The following is a 15341-nucleotide window of genomic DNA, read 5'->3' as shown; positions in this document are numbered from 1 at the left end:
ATCTCAGGATGATACTATCTACCCTAGCTAGTCATTCTTCTCTCCAAATTCTTCACGGAGCTAAAATGGAGGGATTTAGGACAGCTATTTTAAGTAGTCAGACTAGGGAAAATTTCTACAGACGGTTTGGATTTATTGACAATTTCCTCGTTTACAAGAATGAAGAGGAAGCCATAAACCTCCTCAACTCTTTACAAGACGCCATTTTTATACCCCATGGAAGTCTGATAGAGTACGTTGGGATAGAAAGAGTTTCAAAAATTAAGTTACCTATTTTTGGAAACAGAAATCTGTTCCCTTGGGAATCTAACCAAGTTAAAAAAATGAAACTTCTAGAAATGAGCAATATAAAAACCCCAACTAGATTTGAGAGACCTGAGGATGTCGACAGGCTGGTAATAGTGAAGCTTCCAGGAGCTAAAGGTGGGAGAGGATATTTTACTGCAAGAACAAAGAAAGAGGTGAAAGAGGGAATAAAACAACTTCTAGATAAAAAAATGATACAAAACGAAGACGAATTAATTATTCAAGAATATATAATAGGGATACCTATGTATTTTCAATTTTTCTACAGTCCAATGTTACAACGGGTTGAGCTCACAGGAATAGACATCAGATACGAAACTAATGTGGACGGGTTGAGAAGGTTGCCGGGCGATATAAAGGCAGATCCTACTTTTGTAGTAGCGGGGAACATTCCAGCGGTGGCAAGAGAGAGCATACTTCCACTTGCGTTTGAATATGCAGAAAATTTTATAAAAACTACCAGGAATGTGGTTTCGCCCGGTGTGATTGGGCCATTCTGCTTAGAGTCGATTGTAACAGATCAGCTTGATATAATAGTATTTGAATTTTCTGGAAGAATAGTAGCAGGTACAAATATCTACGTAAACGGGAGCCCATATAGCTGGCTTTACTGGAACGAACCGATGAGCGTTGGCAGAAGAATAGCAAGAGAAATAAACCTTGCAATTCAAAAAGGGAAAATAGAGGACGTGGTAACGTGATCAAGATTGGTGCGTTAGCTAGTCACTCAGCACTAGATGTTTTCGATGGAGCTAAAGACGAGGGGTTCTATACTGTAGCGTTATGTAAGAAAGGGAGAGATAGACCTTATAGAGAGTTCAAGAGAATAGTAGATACCTGTCTAGTTTTAAATGACTTCAAAGAAATGATTGATGAAAAGATACAAGAAACGCTGATAGAACAAGAAACGCTGATAGTACCGAACAGAAGTATGGCGGTGTATCTAGGTTACGATGCGATAGAAGCTATGAAAGTGAAATTTTTTGGAAATAAAAATATTCTAAGATGGGAAGAAAGGACGGGCGAAAAGAACTATTACAGGATATTAGATGAAGCGCGGATAAAGAGGCCGAAGACGATGAAGCCAGATGAGGTTGATGGACCAGTCATTGTAAAAATGCCTGAAGCTAGGAGGAGAGTTGAAAGAGGGTTTTTCTTTGCTTCAGATAGAAAAGACTTTGAAGAGAAAATATCTAGACTTCTAAAGGACGGAGTGATTGATGAACAAGGAATTAAAAACATGGTAATTGAGGAATTTATATTTGGAGCGTATTTCAATATCAATTATTTTAATTCTATAGTATTCAATAGAGTAGAAATAATTAGTGTTGATAGAAGAATACAAAGTGACTGGGACTCTTTTTACAGACTACCCTCAGAAATACAACTCAAACTTAACAGGTATCCAAGATTAATAGAAGTAGGTCACGAACCTGCTACCATAAGGGAGAGCATGCTAGAGAAACTATTTGAGGCTGGATACTCCTTTACAGATTCTGCGGAGAAACTTGAAAAAGGAGGTATAATAGGGCCTTTTACCTTACAGCTTGCTGTAACTCCAGACCTAGAGATTGTAGTGTTTGACGTAGCGCCTAGAATAGGTGGAGGTACTAACGCATATATGGGGATTGGTAGTCAGTACTCTAAGCTATACTTTGGTAAGCCCATTAGCCTCGGAAGAAGAATTGCAATAGAGATTAAAGAGGCTATAACAAAGAAAGAAATTGATATAATTACAAGTTAATGGAATATTTATGATTTGATCTATAATTATCAACTAGCCAAGGTTAGCTAATTTAGTTATAATATTGATCCAGGAAAGAAGTTAGATTTATAATGATAGATAACGTAAGTCAAGGTTTTTATACCATGCAAAAACATTACTCAAAACGGTGCTTAATGCTAGATATTCTGGTAGGAGGTTTCTACGGTGATGAAGGTAAGGGTAAGATAGCTTCTTACTTAGGTTTGAAGGGAAAGTATAACCTGGCCGTAAGAACTGGTTCAATAAATGCAGGTCATACAGTTTCATATTCTGGAAAGACCTGGAAAATTAGAATAATACCCTCGGCGTTCGTTAATCCAGAGGTAAAGTTAGCCTTAGGACCCGGAGCTTTAACTAGCCTAACTCAGCTTGAAAAAGAGATTAAAGAAACCAATTCATTGGGAAGAACATTTATCGATCCACATGTTGGAATAATTACTGAACAAGAAATCGTAGAAGAGAGAAATGACGAGTACATAATGAAAGTTATAGGAAGTACCGGTCAAGGCGTGGGTATTGCTGAAGCTAAAAGAGTTCTCAGAAAACTTAGACTGGCTAAAGACTTTCCTGAATTAGAAAAACTCATCGTAAACGTTCCCGAAATGATATTAGACAAAATAGAGAGAGGAGAAAGGGTTTTAGCTGAAGGTACTCAAGGGACGTTTTTGAGTCTATATCATGGGGAATATCCTTTTGTAACAAGCAGAAACACGACGGCAGGCGGAATATTAAGTGAAATTGGAGTTGGACCTAAATACGTCGATCAGGTAATAATAATTTTCAAATCCTTTGTTACGAGGGTAGGTGAAGGCTATCTTGAAAACGAGTTACCCCTGGATAAAGCTAAGGAAATGGGAATTTTAGAGACTGGGACGGTAACTGGACGAATTAGAAGGGTAGCTCCGTTCAATGTGAACCTAGCTAAAAGAGCGATCAAATTCAGTTCGGCCACTCAAGTTGCAATAACCAAGTTAGATTCGGCATTTAAGGATGCTAAGGGAGTTAGAGACTACTCTAAGTTACCATACAATGCAAAACAATGGATAGAAAATCTAGAGGATGAACTAAAGGTTCCAATAACTCTCATAGGTACTGGAGAGGACTCTATGGACATCATTGATTTAAGGAGCGAGAAAATAGGTGAGTAAAATGGATTACGATGTGGCAATTATTGGTGGAGGACCTGCTGGACTTTTTGCGGCGTATGAAATGAGTAACGCGATGCAAAAAGACGGAGAGCTTAAAGTTATTCTAATCGATAAAGGTGTAAAAGCTTCTAGAAGGAGTTGTCCTCTACTTACTCCAAAAGAGAAATGTACTTTCTGCACTCCATGTCACATTAACTATGGATTGGGTGGAGCTGGTACATTTAGTAGTGGGATAATAAACTTGAGACCCGACATAGGAGGAGAACTCCATGAGATTATGAGAAGCTGGGAGAGAGCTCAGGAGATGGTCAATTATATAGATGAGGTTTTCGTTAAGTTCGGTGCTCCTAAAGATAGACTATTTAGACCTAATGAGGAAAGAGTAAAGGAAGTTCAAAGAAAGGCTGCTAAAGTAGGAGCTGAATTCGTACCTATTGTGCAAAGGCATATTGGCACAGACAAGAGCCCTTTAGTAATAGAAAATTTAACTAATTATGTAGAAAAAAGTGGAATAAAGATATCTGAACTTACTGAAGTTAATCAGATAGAGAAGAGAGGAACCTCTTTCAATATAAAGACGACTAAAGGCGAAATAGAGGCTAGGACTGTTCTCGTAGCACCAGGAAGATCGGGGGCTAAATGGTTTTACGATCAGGCTAAGAGACTAGGAGTTGATATGGTATCTGGACCTCTGGATATAGGCGTTAGAGTAGAGATGGAGTCATTTGTAATGGAGGACTTAACAAGTGCTGTTTGGGATCCTAAGGTCATAATGTACACCAGGAAATATGATGATAAGGTTAGAACATTTTGCGTAAATCCAGGAGGCTTTATAATGAAAGAGGTTTATGATGATGGAACTATAGGAGTTAACGGAGAGACTTACGTTGATAAAAAGAGCAACAATACGAACTTTGCATTCTTAGCTACGGTTAAGCTTTCAGATCCCTTAGAAGATACTATAGAGTATGGAAAGAGCGTAGCTAGGTTGATGACTAGATTAGGCGGAGAGAAGCCTATACTTCAGAGATTGATAGACTTTGAAAAAGGTAGAAGAAGTACTTGGGAAAGAATAAGTAGATCTACGGTTAAACCTACTCTAAAGGATGTAACGCCCGGAGATATAAGTATGGGGTTGCCTTACAGAGTTGTCACCGATCTTATTGAAGGTTTAGAAAGGCTAGATAATATGGCTTCGGGGATTTACTCGTCTAACACCCTACTATACGCCCCAGAGATAAAGTATTACAGCATGAGAGCAATAGTGGATAGTAACATGGAAACTGTGGTTGATAACTTATACGCTGCGGGAGACGGAGCTGGCCTATCTAGAGGGATAAATATTGCAGCAGCTACTGGAGTGCTAGCAGCTAGGGGTATTCTAAACAAGCTAGGAATAGACTATAATGTATAACTATTTTTAATCTTTCAAGGATCTTTTATACACATGATTTCCTTAAGTGACGTCCAGAAAAATCTCGTCATGGAACTTCAATATAATTTCCCTGTTGATGAAACACCTTTTAATGTTATTGCGGATAGAACTAAGCTAAGCCTTCACGATACACTCAGGGAGATAAAAAACCTAATCGACTTAGAAGTAATAAAGAGGCTTGGAATGTACGTCAATTTTAGAGTTAAAGGCATGGAAGGTGCTCTTGTCGCTGCATCAATCCCTCTGGATCAATTAGATAAATTTCGAAGGGAAGCGCTTCATATACGAGAGTTAACTCATAACTACATTAGAAATCATCCTAGATACAACGTTTGGTATGTGATTAAGGCTCAAAATAGGGAGGCCCTTGAGAAGGAAGTTAGGTATTTGATGGAAAATGTAAATACAAACGATTATATAATTCTCTTCTCTAAGAAGAACCTTAAATTAAGTGTGAAATACGATATTATAAGAGGAATATCGTGGAGTAAAGCTGAGATGCCTCCAGATAGGATCCCTACAGCAGACGAGCTTGGTTTAAACATGGAGCTCTTGAAATCTCTATCTTATCCTCTTCCTATAACAGAAAGACCTTTCAAATCTATAGCAGAAAGGTTCGGTTACAAAGAGGGAGATCTTGTGGAACTAATTTCAGATCTAAGGAAAAAACATGTAATCAAGGATTACGGCGCGACGATTAACGGCGATAAAGTTGGAATAACTGAGAACGCAATGCTACTAATTAACACAGATAGCTTTGAAGTTGCTTGCAATAATATAGCTGAAAATTTAAACGAGGCAACTCACGTAGTTCTTAGGGAAAGCGATAAGCCTTGGGACTATCTGTGCTATTGTATGTTACACGGAAAGGATAAAAGCGTTATAAGAGAAGCATCTGCTAAGGCTCTAAGAGTAACTGGCGCTAAAAGCTACATGTTGCTCTATAGCTTAGATAATCTAAAGCCAGGGATAGTCATGTAGGATTTAGAAAGGTATAGCTACCCTTTGGTTTCAGTTCCTGTGTAGCTTGGCGTAATTCGTTAAGTAGTCCTGAATGTTTTGATGACATCATATCTCCTTCGTACTCTAGATAAAAGTAATAGTTCCAAGGAATTTTCCTAGTCGGTCTAGAATATATCATTGATAAATTAATATTATGAAGATAAAACTTTTCAAGAACCTTATAAAGTGAACCTGGTTTATCTGGGACAGTAAATAATAGTATAGTTCTTTCTCCATTCTCACTAAGCTCCTTCGATATAACTAAGAATCTTGTAATGTTTAATCCATCTTGAATATTATCATGAAGAATCTTTAAACCGTAAATTTGAGCAGCTAATCTGGAACAAACTGCAGCAGATTTAATGTCCTCTGACGCCAACTGGGCAGCCTTAGATGTGCTAGCTACTGGGACGAAATTGACGAATCCGAGCCTTGATAGGGTTCTTTTCGCTTCGTGTATAGCGTGGTTATGCGAATAGACTCTTTCTATGGACTCCTTCTTAGCATCAGGTGATGCCGCTAATACCAAGTCTATTTTTATATCAATTCTTCTGTTTACATATATCTCATCTCTAGCGTAGAGATTATCGAGTGTCTCGTTTACTGGGCCTTCTAATGTGTTCTCTACTGGGACTACACCTAACGCTCCCTTTGATACCCCATCAAATATCTCAGATATTGAAGACTTACTTACGAGTGTCTCGTTTACTGGGCCTTCTAATGTGTTCTCTACTGGGACTACACCTAACGCTCCCTTTGATACCCCATCAAATATCTCAGATATTGAAGACTTACTTGTGTATGCTTCCTTTACCTTTAAGGCAGCTTCGTGTGAGAAACTTCCCTCAGGTCCTAGATAGTAAATTCCATCTGGATCTACCGTGGATATTATAACATTTCTCCCTTTAAGAATTTCGGACTAACCTTTACAGAATACTGAAAGCCCGCCTCTAGTTATAAACAATAAGGATTTCGATCATCGACTTTTAATCTATTAGTTTAACTTCTATGTTCTCATTATGTAGCGCTAAAATAAACCTGCTTAACGCCTCTTGTTCTGCTACTTCAAACATTACGTATATTTTAGTGTATCCGGGCATTACGTCACTGCTAACCCTATCGTGTACAACGTCAATAATATTCCCTCTTATCTGGGCTACGTAGTTAAGTACCTTATTCAGATATCCAGGCTTATCAGGTACTATCACTCTCGCTTTCACGATTCTTTTCGTCTTATAAAGCGTTTTATCAATTATCCTGGCAAGTAATGACATATCAACATTTCCCCCACTAAGAAACGCGATGACTTTTTTTCCGTTAGCTCTAATCTTACCGGAAAGAAGCGCCGCTAGAGGGGCGGCACCGGCTGGCTCCACTACAGTTTTACTCCTCTCCATAAGCATCATCATTGCCCAAGCTATCTCCTCATCATCCACTAAAACTATATCATCTACATACTCAGAAATGATTTGAAATGTTAAATCGGATGGTGATTTAACCAATATGCCATCAGCTATAGAATATGAGGGTTCTATCTCGGCTAACCTTCCTAGATCCTTTGATATCTTAAGAGATGGAGAAGCGAGAGATTGAACCCCTATCACCTTGATATTAGGATTAACGGATTTAAGGGCTAGAGATATGCCTGAAATCAGACCTCCGCCCCCTATCGGAACCACTACTATGTCCGGTTTCTCATTATACATTTCAAGCCCTGCCGTACCCTGACCTGCTATTATAAATGGATCATCGTAAGGGTGAATTAGTGTAAGATTTCTCTCTCTTATTAAGTCCTGAGCTTTCTTCATACTCTCATGAATGAACTTCCCATAAAGTATAACTTCTGCTCCGTATCCTTTTGTAGCCCTATATTTAGAAACAGGAGCCGTTTCTGGCATTACTATTACTGACTTTATGCCCAACGTAGAAGCTGCATACGCCACGCCTTGAGCATGGTTGCCCGCTGAAACGGCTATTACTCCCTTCTTTTTATCCTCTTCTTTCATATTCAAAATCTTATTGAATGCTCCTCTAACTTTGAATGAACCTGTCTTTTGTAAATTTTCTAATTTTAGATAAACTTCAGCTTGTAACATCCTTGAAAAGGTACTGGAGAAATCCATAGGAGTCTCATGAATATAAGGGAGGATTAATTCCCTCGCCTTACTTATACCCTCTTGAATCTGTTTGATCATCAGCAAAACCCTGCCTCTTCACCTTTCAGTGATCGAAGACTTCCTCATTACATATAGATTTTTGGTTCAATTTCTTATAAGTCTCGTCTAAAGTCTCTGGAAGTACCTTAGTATGACCTATTATCGGCATGAAGTTAGAGTCACCGTTCCATCTAGGTACTATATGGACATGTACGTGCTGTTCTATACCTGCTCCGGCTACTCTTCCTATGTTGATTCCAACGTTAAAGCCGTCTGGACTATATATATCCCTTAAGACCTTTAGCGCGATTGAGGTGAGACGGAAAAGTTGTAAACCTTCATCGTTTTCTAGGAGCTCTAGAGACGGAACATGTCTAAAAGGAACTATCATGATATGGCCAGGGTTATATGGATACTTGTTTAAAATAACGAAAGCCTTCTGTGATCTACATACTACTAAATTCTCTTTATCATTAGTTTCTCTACTCACTCTACAGAACAGACAATCTTCCTGCCTTGGTTTCGAAGCATCCATTATGTACTTAGATCGCCAAGGAGCCCACAATTGATCCATGTACTCAAGATATGGAAAACCTTAATTAAGAGTTTTTCACTCCTCAGCGTCCCTTATACCAGTGTTGGTAATACTAAATACAACTTCGCCTTCAGGTAAATGAGGAGCATCTACCATCCTAGCTATCCGCCTGTTACCTCTACTTTTCTTGATCTGTACCCTAATACCTGGAACGTGATATAAAGTATGACCTCCGACCGCTACCGTTGGATCACCATAAAACATGTCTGGTCTGGCCATAACTTGATTAGTTACTATTACTGCTAGATCGTATATCTCAGCTAATCTAACTAGTTGATGAAGATGCCTGTTCAGTTTCTGCTGCCTTACAGCTAAGTTCTCTCTTCCAGAGTACTCGGCCCTGAAATGAGACGTTATTGAGTCCACCACTACTAGTTTAATTGTATTATCTTTAGAGATTATATCTTGAAGCTCTTCAACTATAGCTATCTGATGATCAGTATTTATAGCTCTGATACTCATGATATTCTGCAATACTTCCTTAGGATCCAAGCCCAAAGCTGAGGCCATAGCCTTTATTCTTTCTGTTCTGAAAGTTCCTTCTGTATCAATGTATAGGGCCTTACCCGACAAACCACCCTTCTCTGAAGGAAGTTGAACATTAACTGAGACCTGATGACATATCTGAGTCTTTCCAGAACCAAACTCTCCGAAAAGCTCTGTCATAGTCCTAGTCTCTATTCCACCGCCTAGAAGGCCATCTAACGCTTGGCTTCCGGTAGTTATTTTCTTTACACTTGCCCTCTCTTGCTCGATCTCAAGCGCAGTCTTAAATCTGATATCTAGAGCGTCTCTTGCCTCCTTTATTATTCTCTGGGCTGTGGCCAAAGGAATGCCTGCCACTGTGCTCAAATCTTGAGGAGAAGCTACCGCTATTGATTCAAGCGAAGAGTAACCCGACTCATTTAGTTTATTCAGTACTGCCTGTCCGACGCCTGATAGGTCCTTCACTGACTTAATTCTTTTCTTCTCTTCAACCTGGTCTGCCATCTTACATCACTTCATACATCTGAAGTAGTCATATTAGATCTAAACAATAAATGTTTACTTTACTTTATCCTCCCTCTCTTAAATACCATCCTATATCTAAAATTGGTATTATCACCGTATCATCTCTACGTCTTCTTAGCTTCACAAAGGACAAAAAGTCGTTATTCTCGTCTATTAATAATGCCTTGTAAAAACTATATCTCTCCTTTACTACGACAGGTTTCCCATAAAGTACCTTCTGAGCTAGTGACGTGGGTAAAACGATTTTGTTTGAACAAACTTCAGCCATTTTCGTTCCTAGGGGAAGTAAAGGCATTACTCCTTTCTTACCTAAAGATAGCAGAGGTAGACCTATGGAAACAATATTAATATCTTTTGATAATATTTTAGTAATCTGACTAGGAACATTATCATTAGTTCCATATATCAGTTTCCCTATTTGATACAATTCTAGATCCAGCTGGATCTTTCTGCATCCGTAACTAGATAGAGAGGCTAAAATAGTCTTCTTCTCCTTATTGGTTAGCTTCCTCACTCTTTTCTCAATAAACAAACGAAAAACCCCTCCATTTTCTGAGTATGAGGGTATGTCCTAAGGCAGTTTTGAATTCCTTCTGAGAACTCGATTCCCTTATAACTTGACAGTCCTCTCTCACCTGGAAAGCCAGTTATCATCTCCGCTCTCATCCCTAGATATTTAATAGCAAAGTTAACGATGACCTCATCCTCTTCAGGGGCAATGCTACAGGTAGAATAAACCATTAACCCGTTCTTTTTTAACACTTTATATCCGGTTACAAGGAGGTTCAACTGCGTCCTCTGGAAGCGTTTTAGATCATCAGGAAGAGTTTTTGTTTTCCTAGTCTTATCTATAGGTATTAAACCCTCTCCGGAACAAGGTGCGTCAAGGAGTATTTTATCGAAAGTAAGTCCTAGTTTTGATACTTCCTCCCCCCTTAACAATAAAAGAATTACGTTAGTAACACCTAGCCTTGCAATATTTGACCTTATCTTCTTTAACCTGGCAGGGTTGCTCTCTAAAGCTATTATTGAGCCTGAGTTATTCATCAGTTGAGCTATATGTGTAGTCTTACCTCCTGGCGATGATGCCATGTCCAGAACCAGTTCTCCCTCCTTAGGTGATAGTGCCTCGGGAGGTATCATTGACGCTTCTCCTTGAATGTAATATTGACCTTTCATATATTCTATTGTTGAACCGATACTAGGAGTGCTGGGTGATTTCTCTACACGATATCCAAACTTACTCCACTCAATCCTTGATAAGGTGAAACCCTTATTCTCTAGGTTCTCTGATAAAGTTTTACAATCTATTTTTAACGAATTACATCTAATAGCCTTTCTTAAAGGAAAGGTGCACGAGGACAGGAACTCTTCTGTTTTTGATCCTAGAAAATGAATATATCTTTCAATCATATATTCTAAAAAACCGTACTTTTTAGCCAGTTCAGTGATACCGTCCTCTATCTCGTAAGAATATAAAGAAGCTTCATTATTTTTTAGATAGGAGTCGATGTCAATCATATGACAGATGTTATTGAACGTGAAATAAAAATCAAGCTCGACATCGATCCTAGTCAACTGGTACGAAATCTTGAGAAAGAAGGATTCGAGTATTTAGGAGAGGAAGAGCAGGAGGATGTTTACCTTAATGGAACGGTCAAAGATTTCAGAGATACTGACGAAGCCCTAAGAATTAGGGTAGTGAACGATAAGGTAGAACTGACGTACAAGAGTCCAAAGATGGGTAAAGATAGTAAGTCAAGAGAGGAGATTACAGTTAATTTAGACAACAAGGAGAGCATGATTAAGATTCTAGAAAAGTTAGGCTATAAGTCCTCTTATGTTCTAAGGAAAAGAAGAATCTCTTTTAGGAAAGGGAACTTTACTGTATGTGTAGATAATGTAGAGGGACTGGGTAACTTCATCGAGATAGAGGGAATAGACGTAAAGGAATCAGATTTAGTCTCATTCTTTCAAGATTTTAAGGGAAAATTTCATTTAAATGGTGAACCCATAACAAAGTCTTATCTAGAACTGATGGTGAATAAACTTGACAATAGCAATCCTAACTGATTTCGGTACCTCTGATAACTACAATGGAGTTATGGAAGCTGTGATAAAGAAGTTAAATAGGGAAGCTGATATAATTTACATATCGCCAGAGGCTAAGAACTTTAACATAATATCCGGTTCCTATTTGTTGTACACATCGTTCAGATATTTTAGAAAAAACACCATTTTCTTAGTAGTGATCGATCCTGGCGTTGGAACTGAGAGAAAACCTTTAGCAATTAAAACCAGGAATTACATTTTTATAGGTCCTGACAACGGCGTTCTCTATCCCTCAATCAAAGCTGATGAAGTGGTTGATCTTCACGTGATTGATAATGAAAAAGTGTATCTATCCAAGGCGATCTCTAACACGTTCCATGGTAGAGACATATTCTCTATTAGCGCAGCGTTATTATCGCTAAGGGTCCCAATGGACACTTTAGGATCGAAAATTAGTGAAGACAGGATCCAGAAAGTAGACTTTAGCGTTAGAGTGGAGAATAATATGATTTGCACTAAGGTGATTTTCATAGATCATTACGGGAACGTAGCTTTAGCTTTACGTGATGCTAAAGTGAAACTTGGAATGACAGCTCAATTAAAGGTAGGTGGAAGGACCTATCAGGCATGGACTGCTTCAACATTTCAGGACAGGGAAACCGGGTTGATAGTATACAGAAATGGATACGGATTTCTTGAATTAGGGTTAAATAAGGCAAACGCGTCACTACTTCTAGATGTGAAAGAAGGTGATGATGTCTGCATAGAGGGATCTATCCTGGTAGATTTCAGCCCTTTCATTTAGGTCATCTTAACGTGATCAAATGGGGGCTTGAAAGGCTGGATGAGCTCATCGTGCTTATCGGAAGCGCTCAGGAGAGCCATACCCTATCTAACCCATTCACCGCCGGCGAGAGGATAGAGATGATAAGAAACGTGATGAGGGCTGAGGGCATCCCTGGGGATAGATATTACCTAGTTCCAATACCTGATATATTAATGAATAACGTGTGGGCCTACCACGTCAAAATGTACGTACCTTCGTTTGAGGCAGTCATTGCAAGGAATCCGCTTGTACTTAGACTGTTTAAAGAGGCTGGCAATGAAATCCTAATTCCTCCATCATTTAATAGAGAGAAGTATAATTCTACATTAATTAGGAAGTTCATGATAACGGGTGAAGAGTGGGAAAGTCTAGTTCCAGAGCAGGTTTCGTCCTTTATAAAGAGTATTAAAGGAGATGAGAGACTAAGAGAAATAGTGGGCTCTGATAAAAGGTGATATCGTGTACTCTACGGATACCTATTATAACGTGTTCCCGTGGCACACCAATCACTTCGGTTCGCTTCACGGCGGAATATACATGAGCTGGCTTATTGATACGGCTGGGATATTAATGTCTAGCATAAGCCAGGGTAATTACCTTTTAGCCTCAGTAGACTACCTTTACCTGTTTAGACCTGCTAGACTTGGGGACATATTAAGAGTAACTGCGGAAGCTAAGGCGTCTTGGTCGAGCTCTGTCGAAATTGAAGTTAGGGGTTGTATAAAGAGAGGTACAAACGAAGAGTTGGGAGCAATAGGGTTAATGAGCTACGTCGCGGTAGATGAAAATGGGAGACCTAGATCACTGTCAGTTAAGATAGAACCTGACCAGGAAGCGGAGAAAAGGAGGGCCAAAAGACTTGAGAGGAAAAAGAAAATATCGGGAGACACGTCAGAACTTTTGCCTGGAATGTCTTTCGGGAGAAGTTACGTTAGGACAATATATCCAGAGCATGGATTTGGGAACGGGATACTTTATGCCGGGAAAATGTACATGATGTTAGATGAGGCGTTAGCTATAGTAGCTAAGTTATATTCTAAAGGTAACACCTTCACAGCTAGTGCAGGGTCTGCAGATTTCCTGGTCCCAGTTAAAATAGGAGATATCCTTGAAATACAAGGTGCGGTTGAATACACAGGTAATACCTCTCTTGACGTAGGGGCTAAGATTTTTGCTATAAATCACTTCACTGGGACTAGAAGGCTAGTGTCTAGAACTGTGTTCTCTTTCGTCTCTATAGACGATCAAGGTAAACCTAGACCTATATCTAAGCTAGAACCTTCATCCGAATACGAAAGATCTATTATGGAAAATAGAATAAAGGAGAGGGAGGAAAGGATAAAACTAAGTAAAACGCTTCAGCAACGGGCATGCCAATGACCTAACGCCTTTCCAATCACGTGTGCATATCTAATTGGTTCAGGATATTTTGATAACACTTGATATTTATCTATTAAATTCCTAGCTAAAGTCAGATCTAGATCCGTATACAAATAAACTGGTCCCCATCTACTCTCTATCCTGACCAACCTTTCTAAAATCGAAATTATCTTCTCTTCCCTATCGTCATGGAAGTGCTTATCCAACGCCAGCTTTACCTTGGCAACATTAGGTCTATATCCATAGAATATTATATAATTTTTGTCTGGTATTATATAGTTAAATCCTGCGAATGTCACTCCATCAAAGATAGTTGTGACTCCCCAGTTAATCTTGCAAAAGGCCTCCTTTGCGTCAGAACCGTCAACAGTAATAAATCCCAAGTTAACGTCTTTAAAAGCGAGATCTTCGAACAGTGTAACGACCAGTGGAGATTTACCTTTCCCACCTTTATAAGAGAGAGGGAAAAATCCGTCATCCACTCCTGATATCAGCAAACCTTTCATCACTCTCGATCAATGCTTTCATCACAATATTTCTATCAACAGCTAATACAACTTCCTTAGTTTTACCATATCTGCCCCTGTTTACAACCCTAGCAGAGACTATCCCCATCATATCCAATTCATTTATAATGTCGCTAGCCCGCCTTTGAGTTACGGACTCTGAGCTCATTATCGAAGTAAGTTCTCTATATCTCGTATATATTTCCCCTGTAGTTAATCTTCTATCCTGAATAGAGCTTTGCACTATAGATAAGAGTATCAGCTTAGAATGGAACGGAAGTGTAGCTATGACTTCGTATACCCTGTCCCTTTCTATTTCTACTCTTGCTCTCTCCACTTCCTCTTCCGTAACAATCTTCTTTTTATACCTTTCAGCTATCTCGCCTGAAACTCTAAGAAGGTCTAGAGCCCTTCTAGCGTCACCGTGATCCCTAGCAGCTATAGCAGCGCACAGCTTTATAACCGAGTCTGAAATCACGCCTTCCTTAAACGCCAAGGAGGACCTCCTTCTTAAAATATCCTCTAACTCCTCTGCATTATATGGAGGAAACACTAACTCTTCTTCGCCTAAACTACTTCTTACCCTAGGATCTAACCCGTCTATGAACTTTATATCGTTAGTTATCCCAATAATTGAGACCTTGCTTTTATGTATTTCATAGTTTATTCTAGTCAACTTGTATAAAATATCGTCTCCGTGTTTCTTTACCAAAGCATCAATTTCATCGAGTACTATAATCATCACCGTCTCACTCTTCTCTAACTCTTTAACTAACCTTCTATACAGCTCTGCAGTGGACAATCCAGTGAAGGGAACTTTATTTCCTAGAATTTCAATTATGTCTGCAAGTATTCTGTAAGGAGTGTCGCTCTGCCTACTGTTTACGTAGACGTATCTGAAGTTGTTAAGCTTCTTTTGTAAACTATTGAGGACATATTTAGCTACCGCGGTCTTACCTGTTCCGGTTAGTCCGTAAACGAAGGTATTGCTTGGCCTCTCGCCTCTGTAAAGTTGAACCAGTATACTGGCTAGTTTCTTTATCTCATTCTCTCTATGTGGTAATTCGTCAGGAACGTAATCTGGAAGGAGGTACTCTCTGTTTTTAAACACGGCTGAGTTTTTCACTGATGAAAGAACTTCGTCGATAATGTCACTCAT

At 39.1% G+C, this 15341-nt stretch carries 17 protein-coding genes; 9 read left to right on the top strand and 8 right to left on the bottom strand.

Features of this window, described 5'->3' with window-relative positions:
• The first annotated feature begins 8 nt into the window (after positions 1-8).
• The 5 genes from MCUP_RS00090 (at position 9) to MCUP_RS00070 (ending at position 5635) form a co-directional block, all read left to right on the top strand.
• Positions 9-1007, top strand: a complete 999-nt coding sequence (locus MCUP_RS00090; RefSeq protein WP_013736630.1) for a formate--phosphoribosylaminoimidazolecarboxamide ligase — start codon at positions 9-11, stop codon at positions 1005-1007.
• Positions 1004-2050 (top strand): formate--phosphoribosylaminoimidazolecarboxamide ligase family protein, encoded by a 1047-nt coding sequence (locus MCUP_RS00085; RefSeq protein WP_013736629.1) that lies wholly within the window; start codon positions 1004-1006, stop codon positions 2048-2050. Before MCUP_RS00090 ends, MCUP_RS00085 begins: the two co-directional genes overlap by 4 nt.
• 155 nt (positions 2051-2205) lie before the next feature.
• Positions 2206-3219 (top strand): adenylosuccinate synthetase, encoded by a 1014-nt coding sequence (locus MCUP_RS00080; RefSeq protein ID WP_013736628.1) that lies wholly within the window; start codon positions 2206-2208, stop codon positions 3217-3219.
• Position 3220: 1 nt separating this feature from the next.
• Positions 3221-4633 carry an NAD(P)/FAD-dependent oxidoreductase gene (locus MCUP_RS00075; protein WP_013736627.1) on the top strand — a complete coding sequence of 471 codons (1413 nt, stop codon included), beginning with the start codon at positions 3221-3223 and terminating at the stop codon, positions 4631-4633.
• A 33-nt stretch (positions 4634-4666) separates the two neighbouring features.
• Positions 4667-5635, top strand: a complete 969-nt coding sequence (locus MCUP_RS00070) for an Lrp/AsnC family transcriptional regulator (protein ID WP_013736626.1) — start codon at positions 4667-4669, stop codon at positions 5633-5635.
• Here MCUP_RS00070 and MCUP_RS09790 read toward each other — a convergent pair.
• The 6 genes from MCUP_RS09790 to MCUP_RS00035 form a co-directional block, all read right to left on the bottom strand.
• A complete protein-coding gene (locus MCUP_RS09790) occupies positions 5628-6521 on the bottom strand; it encodes a prephenate dehydratase (RefSeq protein ID WP_083808549.1) in 894 nt (297 codons plus the stop codon). The two genes, MCUP_RS00070 and MCUP_RS09790, sit on opposite strands and share 8 nt — an antisense overlap.
• A gap of 121 nt (positions 6522-6642) precedes the next feature.
• Positions 6643-7851: a threonine ammonia-lyase gene (gene ilvA, locus MCUP_RS00055; RefSeq protein WP_048057334.1), complete on the bottom strand. Its 1209-nt coding sequence runs from the start codon at positions 7849-7851 to the stop codon at positions 6643-6645.
• Between the two features lie 25 nt (positions 7852-7876).
• The gene (locus tag MCUP_RS00050) at positions 7877-8386 is read right to left on the bottom strand and encodes an HIT family protein (protein WP_048057333.1); all 510 of its coding nucleotides are present in this window, start codon (positions 8384-8386) and stop codon (positions 7877-7879) included.
• Positions 8387-8422: 36 nt separating this feature from the next.
• Entirely contained in the window at positions 8423-9397 is a 975-nt protein-coding gene (gene radA, locus MCUP_RS00045) for a DNA repair and recombination protein RadA (RefSeq protein WP_013736622.1), read from the bottom strand.
• 64 nt (positions 9398-9461) lie between these two features.
• Complete coding sequence (locus tag MCUP_RS09740) at positions 9462-9950, bottom strand: hypothetical protein (protein ID WP_013736621.1); 489 nt, start codon at positions 9948-9950, stop codon at positions 9462-9464.
• Positions 9929-10939, bottom strand: coding sequence for an RsmB/NOP family class I SAM-dependent RNA methyltransferase (locus tag MCUP_RS00035; RefSeq protein WP_013736620.1), 1011 nt, complete (start codon positions 10937-10939; stop codon positions 9929-9931). The genes MCUP_RS09740 and MCUP_RS00035 overlap by 22 nt, the downstream gene beginning before the upstream one ends.
• Here MCUP_RS00035 and cyaB point away from each other — a divergent pair, their 5' ends adjacent.
• Genes cyaB through MCUP_RS00015 form a run of 4 tightly spaced genes read left to right on the top strand, consistent with a single transcriptional unit; the run spans position 10940 to position 13676 of the window.
• Positions 10940-11491, top strand: a complete 552-nt coding sequence (gene cyaB, locus MCUP_RS00030) for a class IV adenylate cyclase (RefSeq protein ID WP_013736619.1) — start codon at positions 10940-10942, stop codon at positions 11489-11491. It begins immediately after the preceding gene.
• Positions 11492-11522: 31 nt separating this feature from the next.
• Positions 11523-12275: an SAM hydrolase/SAM-dependent halogenase family protein gene (locus tag MCUP_RS00025; protein ID WP_237698043.1), complete on the top strand. Its 753-nt coding sequence runs from the start codon at positions 11523-11525 to the stop codon at positions 12273-12275.
• A gap of 11 nt (positions 12276-12286) precedes the next feature.
• Positions 12287-12751 (top strand): nicotinamide-nucleotide adenylyltransferase, encoded by a 465-nt coding sequence (locus MCUP_RS00020; protein WP_013736617.1) that lies wholly within the window; start codon positions 12287-12289, stop codon positions 12749-12751.
• Positions 12752-12755: 4 nt separating this feature from the next.
• A complete protein-coding gene (locus MCUP_RS00015; protein ID WP_013736616.1) occupies positions 12756-13676 on the top strand; it encodes an acyl-CoA thioesterase in 921 nt (306 codons plus the stop codon).
• Here MCUP_RS00015 and MCUP_RS00010 read toward each other — a convergent pair.
• Together MCUP_RS00010 and MCUP_RS00005 are read right to left on the bottom strand one after the other, a co-directional pair.
• Positions 13655-14173, bottom strand: coding sequence for an endonuclease dU (locus MCUP_RS00010; protein WP_013736615.1), 519 nt, complete (start codon positions 14171-14173; stop codon positions 13655-13657). The two genes, MCUP_RS00015 and MCUP_RS00010, sit on opposite strands and share 22 nt — an antisense overlap.
• Positions 14151-15341, bottom strand: a complete 1191-nt coding sequence (locus tag MCUP_RS00005; protein WP_013736614.1) for a Cdc6/Cdc18 family protein — start codon at positions 15339-15341, stop codon at positions 14151-14153. The genes MCUP_RS00010 and MCUP_RS00005 overlap by 23 nt, the downstream gene beginning before the upstream one ends.

Origin of the sequence: Metallosphaera cuprina Ar-4 (assembly GCF_000204925.1) — an archaeon.
Lineage (GTDB): Archaea > Thermoproteota > Thermoprotei_A > Sulfolobales > Sulfolobaceae > Metallosphaera > Metallosphaera cuprina.
Note: the sequence above shows the minus strand (reverse complement) of the source record. Positions and strands in the feature narration are given on the sequence as shown.